Here is a 15047-nt window from a genome sequence, read left to right on the forward strand (position 1 = left end):
CCACTGCGAAAAGTTATACTTTCTTACAGTGAAATAAAGCGAGCGGCAGCTGTTGCCTTTTCTTTTATTGCTTTTCTTCATGAAAATGAGTACACTGAAGAGTGATTATCCGCAGCGCCTTTCGTTTGAAAGGCGCTCCGTTTTTCGGAGGAAAACTATGTTTGATCCAACTGTATTTGAAAATTTAAAGGTTGTGGCGGAAGGTGCGGTATATGATTTAGATTTGGCGGGCGCTATTTTGGTGACAAATCGAAGAGATGTTATCGATTTAGCTTCTATGAGCCGTACATATAGTATTGCATTTATGCTTAGGGAAGCAGAATATGATATAACCGCCTTGTTTAGCCTGACGGCGGACGTAAAGAATTTAGCTGGAGAGATTCTAGAGGATACAGCCTTTTTGCCCGGCTGCGCTCTGCAATTACAATTTTTATTCCCTATTTCTTCACCAGCTTTGTTTGTAGAGCAGATCGATGAACAGCTTCACCTCATTTGGGGAGAAGAGAGAAGTATTACACAAGTTATTTCATACGAGTATAATAAGGAGCCTCTTTCCTATTCTAATACCGCAACAGTTTTGTTTCAAAAGACTATAACAGAAGAGCATGCTGAGGACTTGTCGGCAGTGGTTGATCATATGGTCGAAACAATTGAGCGATTACAAGAGCTTCTTACAATTTGAATTAAAGGAGAAATAGCATGATTACAAATTTACAGCCCTTTTTGCAAACCGCTTGGGAAAAAGCGGGCTTTCAGCAATATACTGATGTACAAAAAAGCGTAATTCCCCTTATCCTAGAGGGAAAAGATGTAATTGCTGAATCCCCGACAGGAACGGGAAAAACGTTAGCATATTTGCTTCCCCTTTTACATAAAGTAAACCCTGCTATTCAAAATCCTCAAATCGTTATCTTATCGCCAACGCGAGAGCTTGTCATGCAAATACATAGCGAGGTACAAAAGTTTACAGAGGGAAGCGGGATTACAGGGGCCTCTTTAATCGGGGGAGCCGATATAAAGCGACAGGTGGAAAGGCTAAAAAAGCATCCACAGGTGATCACTGGCTCTCCGGGCCGGGTGCAGGAACTGATTCGTATGAAGAAATTGAAAATGCATGAGGTTACAGCCATTGTATTTGATGAATTTGATCAGATGATCAAGCAGGACGTGTCACCTTTATTGGCAGATATTATTAAGTCAACGGTACGTAGCCGGGAGTTGCTTTTCTTCTCAGCAACTATCCCAAAAGCAATTGAAGATAAAGCACGCGCTTTTACAGCTGACCCGGAGGTTGTCCGGATTAAGCAGCGGGTGGAAGCGGCAGGACGTGTGAAGCATTTGTATATTTCTGGGGAGTATCGAGACAAGCTTGAGAACGTACGTAAAATTACACATATGGATGGGGTAAAGGCAATTGCTTTTTTGAATGATCCGTTTCGTCTTGATGAAATGGCGTCAAAGCTGCGATTTCGAAAGGTAGCGGCTGGTGTGGTTCATTCTGAGGCAACGAAGCAAGAGCGGGCTGCTACGCTACGCGATTTTCGAAATGGCAAGATTCAAGTGCTGCTGGCAACCGATGTAGCGGCGCGAGGCTTAGATATAGAAGGTGTGACGCATGTAATTCATTTAGACTTTCCTAATACAGTCGATCAATATATTCACCGCTCTGGGCGTACTGGACGTATGGGAAAAGAAGGAACGGTGATTTCTGTTGTAACGGCAGGAGAGGAGCAAAAGCTGCTGCAGTTTGCAAAAAAGCTTGGAATCCAGTTTGAGAAGATGGAAATTTATAAAGGTGACTTTGTGACAAAGAAGCCACCAGCACCAAAAAAGAAGCAATCCACCTTCCCAGGAAGAAAACAGACAAGATCGTAAGTGTTTAACGCAAACAAAGCCTTCATTTCATAAGATGAGGGCTTTATCTGTGTTACTTTTCGTTCCGTTCTGCATGGGGCCTTTCGAAAAAGTCTGATAGCTGAATGTTGGACTTTCCAGGTGATTCACATTATGATGGGAGTAGAAAACAGCCCGCCGGATGTAAAGGGAGGAATGACATGGTTATTTATGATTTCACTGTTCAAACTATTCAAGGTGTAGAAGAATCGCTGCAGCAATATAAAGGCAAAGTGCTGCTCATTGTAAATGTGGCAAGCAAATGTGGCTTCACACCACAGTATAAAGGCTTGCAGGCATTGTATGAGGAGTATAAAGAAGAGGGTTTAACAGTGCTTGGATTTCCATGTAATCAATTCATGGCTCAGGAACCGGGGACTGAGGAGGAAATTGCAAGCTTTTGTGAATTAAACTACGGTGTGACCTTCCCGATGTTTGCTAAAATTGATGTGAACGGTGAAAATGCACATCCTTTGTATCGTTACTTAAGCGAGCAAGCACCAGGCCTTCTCGGATCGCAAGCCATTAAATGGAACTTTACAAAATTCTTAATAGACAGGAACGGGACCGTTCTCAAGCGGTATGCACCGCAAGTATCTCCGGAGGATTTACGAGCGGATATTGAAAAAGCTTTGCGTACCTGAGCAGGAACGTTTGTAAGTTAGGAGCAGCACAGTATTTTTTTCAAAAGAGAGGGCATAACTCTCTCTTTTTTCGTTCCCAACTAGAGAGACGTTTTCGCTTTGAATGGCAAACATAGAACAAGCTTTCAAGAAAAATATGTAGGAACCACAGTGCCCTAATAGCAGCTTTATATATAAAGGCGATAAAGTGGACTACCACGAACCTAAAGGTATCGTGGTTTTACGCCCACAAATATAAATGATTGGGTGAAGAATGATGAAAAGAAACGAAATGATTGAAAAAACGATAGTCTTTGTGAAAGGCATATTAGCAGCTGACGCAAGCGGACATGATTGGTATCATATTGAACGGGTCTATAAGCTGGCGCAGATAATCGCAAAGGAAGAGGGCGGTGATCGGTTTATTATTGAAATGGCAGCTCTTTTGCATGATGTGGCCGATGACAAGCTGAATGAAAGTGAAGAAGCTGGCCTAAAGCGAGTGGACAACTATTTGACAAGCTTACATATTTCATCTGAGGAGCAGATGCATATTTTACATATTATTTCGAATATGTCTTATAAAGGAGGACATGGCGGCAAGGTCGAGACGTTGGAAGGAAAAATTGTTCAAGATGCAGATCGTCTTGATGCTCTTGGTGCGATTGGAATTGCGCGCACGTTTGCTTATGGAGGAGCAAAGGGGCGGCTTATGTACGACCCAAAGATTTCTCCGCGTGAAGCAATGACAAAAGAAGAATACCGTAAGTCCAATGATCCGTCATTAAATCATTTTTATGAAAAGCTGTTAAAATTAAAGGATCTGATGAATACAAAGTGTGCGAAACGACTGGCGGAGGAGCGTCATCTTTACATGGAGCAATTTATTGAACAATTTATGAAAGAGTGGAATGTTACAATATGAAAATGTTAACGATTGAACATCTATCTAAATCGTATGGAGAAAAGCCGTTGTTTCAGGACTTGTCATTTAGTGTGACGGAGGGGCAGCGCATTGGCGTCATTGGGATAAACGGTACAGGGAAATCAACGCTGCTCAAAATCATTGCGGGGGTTGAGCAAGCCGATGCAGGAGAAATTACGCATACACGCGGCTATACGATTAGCTATTTAGCTCAGCAGCCTCAGTTTGATGAAAGCTTAACGGTGCTTGAGCAGGTATTCTACGGGGATACACCGTTAATCCGTTTGCTGCGTGAGTATGAGACAGTGCTGCTTGCGTTAGAGAAGGATGCAACAAATGAGAAGGTGCAGGGAGAATTATTTCGTCTGCAGCAGCAAATGGATGCGATGAATGCATGGGATGCCAATGCAAACGCAAAGGCATTGTTGACGAAGCTCGGTATTGCTGATTTTTCTGCAAAGGTTGGAGAGCTCTCAGGGGGACAGAAAAAGCGGGTTGCGATGGCGCAAAGCTTTATTCAAATGCCAGATCTTCTTATTTTAGACGAGCCGACAAACCATCTTGATCATGAGACGGTAGAGTGGCTTGAGGATTATTTAGCGCGTTATACAGGTGCACTTTTGATTGTTACGCATGACCGTTACTTTTTAGATCGTGTCACAAATCGTATTTTAGAGCTGGATAAAGGTAAAATTTATAGCTATGAAGGAAATTACGCCGCTTTTATAGAGGCAAAAGCATTACGCGAAGAACAAGAAATGGCGCAGGAGGAGAAGCGGCAAAATCTTTATCGACGTGAGCTCGCTTGGATGCGCCGTGGTGCCAAGGCACGTACAACAAAACAAAAGGCACGTATTCAGCGATTTGAGGAGCTGGAAAAGAAAGAAGGACCTGCTGCTAAGCAAAATGTTGATATTGCGATTGGCAGCAGCCGTCTTGGCAAAAAGGTACTGGAGCTGCAGGATGTCACGAAGCGCTTTGGCGGAAAAGTTGTGCTGGATCACTTTAATCACATCGTGAAGCCGGGTGACCGTATTGGGATTATTGGACCAAACGGAAGCGGGAAATCCTCATTATTAAACATGTTAACTGGCAAAATGAATCCTGACAGCGGTGAAATCGAAATCGGTCAAACAGTGAAAATTGCCTATTATACGCAGGAAAATGAGGATATGAACTTAAATCAGCGAATGATTGAGTATGTGAAGGAAGTAGCTGAGGTTATTCATACTACAGATGGAAAGCTTATTTCTGCTTCTCAAATGCTTGAGAGATTTTTGTTTCCTACTCAGATGCATGGTACACCGCTTTCCAAGCTGTCTGGTGGAGAGAGAAGACGATTATATTTGCTGCGTATTTTAATGGGTGAACCAAACGTACTTCTTTTGGATGAGCCGACAAATGATCTTGATACGCAAACGTTAACAGTGCTAGAGGATTATTTAGACGAGTTTCCTGGTGTTGTAATTGCCGTATCCCATGATCGCTATTTTCTGGATAAAGTTGTACAGGAGCTGTTCGTATTTACAGGAAATGGGCATGTGCGTGTCTTCCTCGGCAGCTATAGCGATTATTTAGAAGAGAAACAAAAAACTGAGCTTCTCTTAAAAGCGGAGACGGTGAAGGAGAAAAAGGTGGAGGAAGCTCCAAAACCGAAAAAACGAAAGCTCTCTTATCAGGAGCAGCGCGACTGGGATACAATTGAAGAAAGAATTGCAAAGTTAGAAGAGACGGTAGAACAGCTTGCTGCGGAGCTTGAAGCAGCTGGTGCGGACTACGAAAGGGCGCAGCAGCTTGCGGAGGAGCAGCAGCGGGCAGAACAAGAGCTAGAAGCTGCTATTGAGAGATGGAGTGAGCTGTCAGAGCTTGTGGAAGGCTTGAAATCGTAGTACTGCTACGGTTGCAAAGGACAAGGAAAACTTTTACACTGAAGGTAAGGATTTTCTAGGAGGGAAAGCGATGAGAACGAATAATCCCATGTTAAAAAACGATGTGTTTCGTAAAGCGAATGCAGGCGGCTCCGTTATGACGATAGGAGGTACAGTAGGAAAGACCCTGATTATGCTTTTGCTGTTGTTAGGGACGTCCGTATACTCCTATATGCAGGTGATGCAAAATAAAATGAACTTTGGCGTTGCAGTCGGTGCTGTTGTAGTTGCTTTTGTATTCGCACTGATTACCTCATTTGCCCCACGTGCTGCTTTTATCACTGCGCCAGTCTATGCTGCGGTAGAGGGCGTGTTTTTAGGGACAGTTTCAGGTTTATATACGCAGCAGTTTGGTAACTACGTGATTTTGCAGGCAGTATTATTAACAATCTCCATTATGCTGGCAATGCTGATTTTGTATGCAACGCGAATTATCAAAGCAACAGACACGTTCCGCTCAGTTGTGATGTCCGCAACGCTTGGTGTGTTTTTTATGTATCTAATCGTTATGATTTTACAGCTATTTCATGTTCCGGTTCCATTTTTGCATGATGGTGGGACGATTGCGATTATTGTGAGTGCCATTGTCATTGTCATCGCTGCCTTAAATCTCGTGCTCGACTTTCATTTTATTGAAAGCAGTGCTAAGTACGGATCACCGCAGTATATGGAATGGTACGGTGCATTTGCACTTATGGCAACATTGGTTTGGCTCTATCTTGAAATTCTTCGTCTTGTTTCTTACTTTGCCCGCAATGATTAAGGGAGGCCCGTCCAAAGGCACAATCTGTGTCTTTGGATAGGTCTTTTTTTGTGTGTATGTTAGATATCCGGCACGGTAACCCAAGAGGCTGTCCTTTGCTCAGAAACGAAAAACCAGCCCAAAGGCTGGTTGCTATGAAGTTCAATAGTAGGAAGTAAAAGGATTTACCTTCTATTAACATTTATAACATATTAAACATCAGCATATAAAACAGTGTTGATAATGGACTTAATGGTATCGCCCATAGTGGTTTAACATAATGAAGCCGTATAAAAAGAAGCATATGTACATCAAAAAGTAGTGACCACCAAAAACTCCACCCATTATAGTACGCTATAGTTCCGTATTTAAATCCAATCCACTCTAACAAAGCATAGATCAAAATCCACTTTAAAAAATGTAATATTTGCTTATCAAACTCCTTTGGGTAATTTGACAAAAAGAGAAAACCGGAAAAAGGATATAGAAAACAGGCATGAAGCATAACAACTCCAAAAAAATTCAAGATAAAATCAGGCTGGAGTTTCCATAAATAAAATTTTTCATGCGCGATAAACTCATACAAAAGCTTACAAATAATGATATAAAGCATTGTAGGATAAAATCGCTTAATATTGTTCCAATCACCCCAGCGTAAAAGCGCAAATAATAACCAGAATCCTATTCCTATATGTATGGCCCTCACCCCTTGAACTACTAGGAATTAACGTGTCTTGGATAGTTTTTAAATGTTTATCTACTTAAAAAGTTTTGTTTTTCATACAATCCAACGAGAAAAAATGCTATTAATATTGCAGGGTACATTTATTATCTTAGTTATTCCCACAATCCTGATGTTCTAATTATTAGTGTTAATAATTAGAACATCAGGATCAGCAGTTCATTTTATATTGTATGTACCTATTTATTCATTCCTACCGTATCAGCGTTTGACGTCGAGACTCCAAAAGAAAATGCTGCTGTTTTCATTGTATAAAAGGAAATCTGGAAAAGTTTCTTCTATCTAGAAGTTCCATTTTATTTTAAAGTTTTTCTACAAGTTAGCTGAAGGAAGCGAAGAAACCTCGTTTTGAAACGCAGGTTTTGCTTATTTTACGCCCCTGTTCTATTTCCTTACAATGTAAGCAAAAGGGGGTTGTTGTAATGAATCGTGTAATGTTAATTGGAAGAATGACAAGAGATCCAGAGCTCGCTTACACAAAGCAGAACGCACCGTACGTAAAAATGCGCATAGCTGTTATGAGAGGATTTCGAAATCGTGCTGGAGAACGGGAGGCTGATTTCGTTGATTGTACGGTTTGGAATAAGTCTGCAGAGCATGTTGCTGCATACTGTAAAAGAGGATCATTGATTGGAGTTACCGGATCAATTCGGACGAGCCGTTATGACAATGCTGAAGGGAAACGTATATATCGGACGGAGGTATTTGCACAGAGCATTACATTTTTAGAGAGGAGAAAGGAGCAGGCACAGCAGTAGTATCAATTGTCGGCAACGTGCTACAATAAACAGAAACAGATAAACAAAGGAGAGATTTTGCTTGAAGATTAAGGCGATTGAACCAACACCGAGTCCGAATACGATGAAGGTGATTTTGCATGAAGAATTGCCTGCCGGAAGGCGCAATAATTATACAAAGGATAATGCATCCCAAGCACCGGAAACAGTGCAGCATATACTGCAGATCGAGGGTGTGAAGGGCGTATATCATGTAGCGGATTTTCTTGCGGTCGAAAGAAATGCAAAGTACGATTGGAAGTCCATTTTACAGAAGGTGCGGACTGTGTTTGGTGAAGAAGGAACAGATGCCGATGAACGTCAGGGAGATGCGGCTCCTTTTGGAGAAATCAAGGTGTATGTACAAATGTTTTACGGCATTCCGATGCAGGTGAAGCTAACAGATGGTACACATGAAGAACGTTTTGCATTACCAGAGCGCTTTAAAGGTGCCATTATGAAGCTGCAAATGGCGGCGCCGAATGTTGTGATGGAGCGTAAGTGGGTAGAACAAAGTACACGTTATGGCGATTTTTCCGAGATTGGAAATGAGGTTGTGGAGGAGTTAGCTGCAGCTTACCCAGAAGATCGTGTAAATGTATTAGTGGAAGACATCATGAAGCAGCGGGGAGCTGAAGAAATTACTGTTGAGCGACGAGTTCCATATCGAGTGACAGAGGAAATGATGAAGGAGGAGGACTGGACAAAGCGTTATGCGGCGCTGGAGCAAATGGATCCAAAGGAAGAAGATCTACCTGTTTTACAGATAGCCCTTCATGATGAGAAGCCCTCTATTCGCCGTCTTGCTGTCGCATATTTAGGAATGATAAAAGGAAAGGCTGTGCTGCCGCTTTTATACGATGCAATGAACGATAAATCAGTGACGGTGCGCCGTACAGCTGGAGACTGTTTATCTGATATTGGAGACGAGGAGGCAATGCCGGTTATGACCCAAGCGCTTAAGGATCCAAGCAAGCTGGTGCGCTGGAGAGCCGCTATGTTTTTATATGAATCAGGTGATGAAAGCGCGCTTCCGGCATTGAGAGAAGCACAAGATGATCCGGAATTTGAAGTTGCTATGCAGGCTCGTCTCGCTATGGAGCGTATCGAAGGCGGAGAAGAAGCGAAGGGATCTGTATGGAAGCAAATGACAGAGTCTAGAACAGCTGAGTAGATTTGGATGGAAGAAAGTAGTCCGCTTTTCTTCCCTGATTATATATGTACATGATATGATAACAGCGGAATAACTTTTAAAGGAGAGATTACACGATGAATGCTTACGAAGAATATATGCGCCAAATGGTTCAGCCCATGCGCAAAGAGCTGACAATGGCTGGATTCCAAGAGCTTACAACTGCTGAAGAAGTAGAAAATTATGTTGAGAATACGACTGGTACAACTCTGATTGTTATTAATTCTGTCTGCGGCTGTGCGGCGGGATTAGCTCGTCCATCTGTAACACAATCATTGCTGCGTACGGATAAACAGCCAGATCATCTTGTTACAGTATTTGCGGGGCAGGATAAAGAAGCAACTGCAATGATGAGATCATACTTTGACGATATTCCACCGTCTTCCCCGTCCATCGCGCTTCTTAAAGGAAAAGAGGTTGTGCACTTCATTCATCGTCATGAGATTGAAGGAAACTCGATGGAAGGCATTATGAGTAATTTACTCGATGCGTTTGATAAGCATTGCTAAAAAGGGAGAAATTCTCCCTTTTTTCGTTATGGTGATTTTATGATTGTGACAACAGCAGGAAGAACGAATGTACAGATGACAGAATATGCGAAAAGCGTTGCCCTTGATTTAGACAGCCCATTTGTCGTACGGCAAGACGATTCCGTACAAGATATACAAAGGAGATTTGGAGATGATCTGCTTGTTGTGGGGAAAAATCGTTTAGAGATTTATCCTTATGGCGGTGAAGAATCATTCTTTTTCCATCCGAACTCATCTAGCTTTCGATTAAAGCGCTTCATACGAGGCGAGCATGATCCTTTTCTACAGGCTGCTGCTCTGAAGAAAGGAATGACATTATTAGATTGCACGCTTGGTATGGCATCAGACAGTATTATGGCGAGCTATGCGGTCGGAGAAGAAGGAAGAGTTGTAGGAGTAGAAGACAACCAGTATATGGCGTATTTAGTGGCAAGGGGACTACAGCAATGGGATTCAGGAACGACGGAGATGAATGAGGCGATGCGGCGTATTCAGGTTGTCAAAAGCAACCATTTAGCATTTTTGCGCCAGTGTCCGGACTCCTCCTTTGACGTTGTTTACATGGACCCGATGTTTGAAGAAAGTATTTTAGAAGCTGATGGTATCCGTGGTCTCAAGCATTTTGCATTATACGATGATGTGGCGGAAGAAGCAATGCTGGAAGCGCAGCGTGTTGCAAAGCAGCGTGTTGTGCTCAAGGATCATTTTCGCAGTACAAGATTTGAACGGTTTGGCTTTTTTGTGTATCGGCGTAGAAGTGCAAAGTTTCATTTTGGCGTTATCGAAGCAGGCGATTGAGACATTCAATGGCCTGTTTTTTTCACTTGTAAGAAATTTTAGAAACAAAGTATAAGTGCAACCGCACTTTTATCTTCGCCTAACGGTCCGCCAATCAGCGGGTTTTCCCTCTGTGGCGGAAGAAGTGATGACTGTGAGCAGAAAAAGATACGCTGTAGAGGGAACATGCTATAATAAATGGAAGGAAAAGTTTAAGATGGTTCGCTCTGTTGTGGACTGGACAAGCGCTTTATACTTTATTATCCCAGGGAACTTTAGTTCGTTACGCTTTTATAGATAGGATCATCTTATGGACAAAGTAAAAAAAGGAAAGAGCAGCCTCTTCCTTTCATCATTGTGTAACCATCTCGTATATGAAATACACAAGGGTGATAATACTTACTCCAAAATAAAGCGTGTTCAAGTCCATGATAAATTCCTCCTAGTTTAAAACGCGCAACTATTACAATTTTATGACGTTTTGACAAAAAATATTCAAGCACTTAATCAAAATGTAACAGCTTTCAAAATGATAGTTTTGTATAATAGAAGTAAAATATATCTAATGTCTGCAAATGCAGAAGAAAGGGGGACTATATGCCCAATTGGTTGAAGAAAGCTTTAGTCACATGTATTACAATCTTTACATTTGGACTTGTTACGCCGCCGTCTGCTTTACTTGAAAATGCCAAGGCGCATAAGTCCTCCAAGCCGGACGTTGAGCAAGCTTCCAGTGCTGACATTGGACAAGCATCAGAAGTTTTTTATGATGAGCAAAGTGAAGAGTCTGTTACGCCAGCTATTTTTGTTACATATGCAATGGAGGAAGCGGAGCGGCAGTCAGTTATGAAGTTTGGCACGAAAATCGCTCCTGTTATAGAAGATGAGTTTAAAGAAGTGATTTTACCTCGCATCGAAGAGACCTTATCGACGTTTGCAGGGACGATTCCGTCTGACTCGCTGCAGCATTTGGCTCTTTCGCAAAAGCCAGCAGGTGGGGAGTATGAAAAGATTTTTCATGTCTATGATGAACGTACAGGAAAGGATTTGCTCAGATTCCATGTTCGGAGAGATCGTCCGCCGTTAGAGGGGTACTATTTTAATTTTCACTATCATAGTGTTGAAGATGAATATGCGACGCATTATGACCTAGGCAATATGTATTGGGGTAAAAATAAGCCGCCGCAATGGTTATCCTAAAGGACAAGCTTTCATGCTTGTCCTGTTTTTTTTGTCATAATTTGAAGATCAAAAGCTATAACAGGTTGGTTTTGTTTCTAAAAATCTGAGGATATATTAGATTGTGGAAAAAAAGAAGGAAAGAAGATTTCTTCCACTGTAAGAAAGTATAAATTTCCAGCTAGAAGTCAATTCGACGTAGTCGGAAATTTTAGGAGTACAGTATAAGTGCAACTACGCCTCTGTCTTCGCCCAAGGACAGGGCTCGACAATCGGCGAGTTTTCTTTACGGAAAGGGGAGAAGCTATGGCACAGGAGGAGACGAAAAAACTCAATGCAGAAATTCCAGCTGCATTAAAGAAGCGGCTTGATGTGTATTGCAGTGTCAATGATTGCTTCATTTACCACGTTGTGACGCAGGCGTTAAAGGAGTATTTAGATCGGAAAAATGCGCCTAACTCATAGGATGCATCTTAGAAAGGGGACGAAGCGATGAGTAAACGGACGTATATCCTTTTGGCTGCTTTCACAATAGTATGTCTCCCGCAATCCGTTTTCGCAGCCAGCGATGATCCTACTGTTCTTGTAAAAAATGTGGCGAACGGTATTATTAATTTCCTGATGGTTGTTTCACCTTCTATTGGAACAGCAGCTATTATGACACTTGGCGTCATGTATAAACTCACGAATCAGTCAGGTAAAAAAAGCGAGTATAAGCACAATATGAAAGAAACGTTTATTATCGTAGCGGTTGTGATGAGCGCGGGTGGTATTATGAAATGGTTTTTAGGATTGCTAGGATGATTGATGCTATGAAGGAAAAACAGGAGTATATCATCCCAGATAATGTCAGAAGCGATTTTGAAGTTGTGCAAAATGTAACAGTGAAGGATCTCGTTTGTTTTCTTCCTACACTGCTTGTTGTAGTTCCGATTTTGTTAATGCCCATTTCCATATATGTAAAAATCCCGGTTTCAACAATCTGTCTTATTGTTTCAGCTGTGCTTGTTTACTTGAGACCTGTACGGGAGAATATCCCGTTTTGGCAGCATGCACGTGATTTTATCCGGTTTAGTATACGGACGAAGGTGTACTACTATCGTAAGGAGCCATGAGGGAGAAGTTCAACAAGTGTACTGGTTCCCTGCATTACATACAGAGAGGAGGACTGGTTGAATTTATACGGTTGCATACAATGTTTTCAGTATAAATCAACCAGGCTGCATACCATGAAGTTCAAATGGCCAAAGTGGGCGGAAGAGCAGAAACGGCAAGAATTGTCTGTGCAGCGATTGATCCCGATTCGAGGAATTGATGGTGGGGTAGTGATTACGGAGGATTTTCGGCTTGTGCAGCTGCTTCGTGTATCTTCGTTAAATCTTGATTTAATGAGCCATCGTGAGCTCAATGAAGCGATGGAGCGATACGAGCTGTTTTTACGCAGTTTGTACTTTCCGGTACAAACAACCATTATGTCCCAGCCTGTAGATTTAGGCGAATATATAAGAGGGCTTGAAGCAAGATGGACTGGGGCGTCTACAGTGAAACAACGACTGCTTACTGGCTATATTATGTACGCTAAAGGAATTGAAACGAGCGTAACCATGATTCAGCGGCAGCGGTATATCGTAGTGTCTGAGCAAATTCAAGGCATAACAAAGCAAACCTATGAAGAAAGCATGATGCAGCTTGAACAGAAGAGAAAGCACATAAAGAGCGGGTTAGAGGAAATAGGTCTGAGCGTCGAAGAGACGGACAGTTTGGATGTAGTTCGATATTTTCATACTTTATATGATTATGAAGGCTCACAGCATAGACCGCTTAACGATCATCTCTTATATCCTTATATAACAGGAGGAAATGTTTGTGGTGTTTTCGAAAAGGAATAAGCAGCCATCAGAGTTAGAATCGTATATTGAGACATATAGTGTACCGAAAAATCATTGGGCACCAGGAATCATTGAAGAAGCGCGGGACTACGTGCAATTTGGAAAAAATTATGCTCGTACGCTTCTAGTTGTCGATTATCCGAACAGTGTAAGGGGCAACTGGCTTACAAGGCTATACCGTTTCTCTGGCAATATGAATGTGAGTACACACCTCGTTCCCATTTCAAGCGAGAAAATGATTCGACATTTAAATCAATCAATTGAGGAGTATGATGCACGTTTGAATCAGCCGCTTTCGCCGGTGCGCCGCAAGGAAACGGAACGAAAGAAAATAAGTGCGGAGAGTATGCTGGATGCATTGCTTCATCATAACCATAAAACTATTTTTCTTGTACACACATATATTCATTTACAAGCAGACAGTTTAGAGGAACTAAACCGCGTCACAGAGCGGCTGCAAAGTATTATTTGGAAAACGGGCCTGTCTGTTGTACCGGCAAGGGACAATATGCTTGAGGCGTTTCGCAGCGTACTTCCAATTGGAGAGATTACGCTGCCGCATTACACGTATCAAAATATGCACACAGCAGCTGTCTCGTCTATGCTTCCATTTGATGAAAGTGAATTGTTTATGAAAAATGGTGTGATCATTGGCCAAAACCTGCATACCGATAATGTTGTGCTTGTTGATATGAATGATCGGGAAATTTTCCCATCACGGAATATGCTGATCCTCGGTACAACAGGAATGGGCAAAAGCTTTTTTATGCAAAAGCATTTGCTGCGCCAGTGGGTTCTTGAGAGTGAGGAAACGCGTTTTTATATTGTGGATCCAGAGCGTGAGTTTGCCCGTCTCGTCGATCAGATTGGGGGTCAGGTGATTCGGATCAGCAATAATACAGAGCATATTATTAATCCCTTTCATATTCTGCATGACACAACAGATGAAGATATAAGGGGAAGTGTTTTATTTTTAAAGATGCAGCGATTGAAAACATTTTGCAAGCTAATTTACCCGGATATGACTGTGCTCGAGAGCGCTATGCTAGAGCGGGCGTTATTTGCTGTTTACAAGCAATATGGTATTACGGATCAAACGGTATTTGTAGGACGCAGTGCCGAGGAATTTCCGACAATGGGAGACTTATACGAGCTGATCGGTGATCAAGAGTATGGTAGCTTGCGAGATTTTCGTGAAGTTTTGCGAATGTATACAGAGGGCACGAATTCAAAGTTATTCAACGGTGCTACAAATGTGAATTTACACAGCGGTGTGATTTGTTTTGATATTAAGGACTTACAGCAGGACGGCGATAGCCAGCCTGTTGCGATGTTTAATATTCTTTCATTTTTATGGGAAGAAATTACGCGTGACACACTCACGCCAAAGAAGCTATATGTAGACGAAGCTCATCTTCTTATGCGGAACCCTAAGAGCGCTCTCTTTTTATTGGATGTATACAAACGGATTCGAAAGTATGGAGGAGAAGCTTTAGTCGCTTCCCAACAACCCATCGACTTTTTAGGAGCAGTTGAGGGAAGCCATAATGTCGGAAAAGCTATTTTAAATAACAGTATCAGTATGCTGCTGCTCGGTTTGCAGGACAATGATATGCGTGATTTAAAGGAGCATGATGTGCTTCGGCTTTCTGAAGAGGAAGAAGCGATTATCGCACGCAGAAAGCAAGGAGAAGGTATTTATGTTGCCGGTCATCATCGGGTATACATACGGGTTGATGTGACGCCAGAGGAGCTTCAGCTCATTGATCCTAAGCAGTACGCTGAACGATACAAAGGAGCTTTTTAAGTTGCAGGTAAAAATAGCATTGCTCGGAGTGAAGTATTGGCGGG

General features: G+C 42.1%; 17 protein-coding genes. 16 read left to right on the forward strand and 1 reads right to left on the reverse strand.

From position 1 onward, the window contains the following. Nucleotides 1-157 precede the first annotated feature (157 nt). From EP737_RS12105 to EP737_RS12130, 6 genes are all read left to right on the forward strand, one after another. Entirely contained in the window at nucleotides 158-682 is a 525-nt protein-coding gene (locus EP737_RS12105; protein ID WP_129728241.1) for a hypothetical protein, read from the forward strand. A 17-nt stretch (nucleotides 683-699) separates the two neighbouring features. Beyond that, complete coding sequence (locus EP737_RS12110; protein WP_129728242.1) at nucleotides 700-1875, forward strand: DEAD/DEAH box helicase; 1176 nt, start codon at nucleotides 700-702, stop codon at nucleotides 1873-1875. 179 nt (nucleotides 1876-2054) lie between these two features. Further along, entirely contained in the window at nucleotides 2055-2537 is a 483-nt protein-coding gene (locus EP737_RS12115; protein WP_129728243.1) for a glutathione peroxidase, read from the forward strand. 256 nt (nucleotides 2538-2793) lie between these two features. Next, nucleotides 2794-3441: an HD domain-containing protein gene (locus EP737_RS12120; protein ID WP_129728244.1), complete on the forward strand. Its 648-nt coding sequence runs from the start codon at nucleotides 2794-2796 to the stop codon at nucleotides 3439-3441. Beyond that, nucleotides 3438-5330: an ABC-F family ATP-binding cassette domain-containing protein gene (locus EP737_RS12125; RefSeq protein WP_129728245.1), complete on the forward strand. Its 1893-nt coding sequence runs from the start codon at nucleotides 3438-3440 to the stop codon at nucleotides 5328-5330. The genes EP737_RS12120 and EP737_RS12125 overlap by 4 nt, the downstream gene beginning before the upstream one ends. 70 nt (nucleotides 5331-5400) lie before the next feature. After that, nucleotides 5401-6132, forward strand: a complete 732-nt coding sequence (locus EP737_RS12130) for a Bax inhibitor-1/YccA family protein (RefSeq protein ID WP_129728246.1) — start codon at nucleotides 5401-5403, stop codon at nucleotides 6130-6132. A 181-nt stretch (nucleotides 6133-6313) separates the two neighbouring features. Here EP737_RS12130 and EP737_RS26890 read toward each other — a convergent pair whose 3' ends face one another. Then, nucleotides 6314-6817, reverse strand: a complete 504-nt coding sequence (locus tag EP737_RS26890; RefSeq protein WP_425455892.1) for a CBO0543 family protein — start codon at nucleotides 6815-6817, stop codon at nucleotides 6314-6316. A gap of 458 nt (nucleotides 6818-7275) precedes the next feature. Here EP737_RS26890 and ssb point away from each other — a divergent pair, with 458 nt between their 5' ends. The 10 genes from ssb to EP737_RS12175 all read left to right on the forward strand — a co-directional run bounded on the left by ssb (nucleotide 7276) and on the right by EP737_RS12175 (nucleotide 15003). Further along, nucleotides 7276-7611 (forward strand): single-stranded DNA-binding protein, encoded by a 336-nt coding sequence (ssb, locus tag EP737_RS12135; RefSeq protein ID WP_129728247.1) that lies wholly within the window; start codon nucleotides 7276-7278, stop codon nucleotides 7609-7611. Nucleotides 7612-7672: 61 nt separating this feature from the next. Beyond that, entirely contained in the window at nucleotides 7673-8803 is a 1131-nt protein-coding gene (locus EP737_RS12140) for a conserved virulence factor C family protein (RefSeq protein WP_129728248.1), read from the forward strand. A 95-nt stretch (nucleotides 8804-8898) separates the two neighbouring features. Beyond that, complete coding sequence (locus tag EP737_RS12145; protein ID WP_129728249.1) at nucleotides 8899-9330, forward strand: BrxA/BrxB family bacilliredoxin; 432 nt, start codon at nucleotides 8899-8901, stop codon at nucleotides 9328-9330. A gap of 39 nt (nucleotides 9331-9369) precedes the next feature. Then, on the forward strand, nucleotides 9370-10149 hold the full coding sequence (locus EP737_RS12150) for a class I SAM-dependent methyltransferase (protein ID WP_129728250.1): 780 nt from the start codon (nucleotides 9370-9372) through the stop codon (nucleotides 10147-10149). 576 nt (nucleotides 10150-10725) lie between these two features. Further along, nucleotides 10726-11328, forward strand: a complete 603-nt coding sequence (locus EP737_RS12155; RefSeq protein WP_129728251.1) for a YpjP family protein — start codon at nucleotides 10726-10728, stop codon at nucleotides 11326-11328. A 285-nt stretch (nucleotides 11329-11613) separates the two neighbouring features. Next, entirely contained in the window at nucleotides 11614-11772 is a 159-nt protein-coding gene (locus EP737_RS25585) for a hypothetical protein (RefSeq protein WP_165350772.1), read from the forward strand. A 27-nt stretch (nucleotides 11773-11799) separates the two neighbouring features. Beyond that, nucleotides 11800-12111: a TrbC/VirB2 family protein gene (locus tag EP737_RS12160; RefSeq protein WP_129728252.1), complete on the forward strand. Its 312-nt coding sequence runs from the start codon at nucleotides 11800-11802 to the stop codon at nucleotides 12109-12111. Continuing rightward, complete coding sequence (locus EP737_RS12165; protein ID WP_129728253.1) at nucleotides 12087-12422, forward strand: hypothetical protein; 336 nt, start codon at nucleotides 12087-12089, stop codon at nucleotides 12420-12422. Before EP737_RS12160 ends, EP737_RS12165 begins: the two co-directional genes overlap by 25 nt. 114 nt (nucleotides 12423-12536) lie before the next feature. Continuing rightward, a complete protein-coding gene (locus tag EP737_RS12170) occupies nucleotides 12537-13196 on the forward strand; it encodes a TraC-like domain-containing protein (RefSeq protein WP_129728254.1) in 660 nt (219 codons plus the stop codon). After that, on the forward strand, nucleotides 13174-15003 hold the full coding sequence (locus tag EP737_RS12175) for a VirB4 family type IV secretion system protein (RefSeq protein WP_165350773.1): 1830 nt from the start codon (nucleotides 13174-13176) through the stop codon (nucleotides 15001-15003). The genes EP737_RS12170 and EP737_RS12175 overlap by 23 nt, the downstream gene beginning before the upstream one ends. Nucleotides 15004-15047 lie beyond the last annotated feature (44 nt).

It is taken from the genome of Ectobacillus funiculus (assembly GCF_004138295.1).
Classification (GTDB): Bacteria; Bacillota; Bacilli; order Bacillales; family Bacillaceae_G; genus Ectobacillus; species Ectobacillus funiculus.

Coding starts and splice junctions, on each gene's coding strand:
- EP737_RS12160 (WP_129728252.1), top strand. CDS start 11,800: ATGAGTAAACGGACGTATATCCTTTTGGCTGCTTTCACAATAGTATGT.
- EP737_RS12105 (WP_129728241.1), top strand. CDS start 158: ATGTTTGATCCAACTGTATTTGAAAATTTAAAGGTTGTGGCGGAAGGT.
- EP737_RS12145 (WP_129728249.1), top strand. CDS start 8,899: ATGAATGCTTACGAAGAATATATGCGCCAAATGGTTCAGCCCATGCGC.
- EP737_RS25585 (WP_165350772.1), top strand. CDS start 11,614: ATGGCACAGGAGGAGACGAAAAAACTCAATGCAGAAATTCCAGCTGCA.
- EP737_RS12110 (WP_129728242.1), top strand. CDS start 700: ATGATTACAAATTTACAGCCCTTTTTGCAAACCGCTTGGGAAAAAGCG.
- ssb (WP_129728247.1), top strand. CDS start 7,276: ATGAATCGTGTAATGTTAATTGGAAGAATGACAAGAGATCCAGAGCTC.
- EP737_RS12170 (WP_129728254.1), top strand. CDS start 12,537: ATGAAGTTCAAATGGCCAAAGTGGGCGGAAGAGCAGAAACGGCAAGAA.
- EP737_RS12120 (WP_129728244.1), top strand. CDS start 2,794: ATGAAAAGAAACGAAATGATTGAAAAAACGATAGTCTTTGTGAAAGGC.
- EP737_RS12130 (WP_129728246.1), top strand. CDS start 5,401: ATGAGAACGAATAATCCCATGTTAAAAAACGATGTGTTTCGTAAAGCG.
- EP737_RS12115 (WP_129728243.1), top strand. CDS start 2,055: ATGGTTATTTATGATTTCACTGTTCAAACTATTCAAGGTGTAGAAGAA.
- EP737_RS12165 (WP_129728253.1), top strand. CDS start 12,087: ATGGTTTTTAGGATTGCTAGGATGATTGATGCTATGAAGGAAAAACAG.
- EP737_RS12155 (WP_129728251.1), top strand. CDS start 10,726: ATGCCCAATTGGTTGAAGAAAGCTTTAGTCACATGTATTACAATCTTT.
- EP737_RS12150 (WP_129728250.1), top strand. CDS start 9,370: ATGATTGTGACAACAGCAGGAAGAACGAATGTACAGATGACAGAATAT.
- EP737_RS12125 (WP_129728245.1), top strand. CDS start 3,438: ATGAAAATGTTAACGATTGAACATCTATCTAAATCGTATGGAGAAAAG.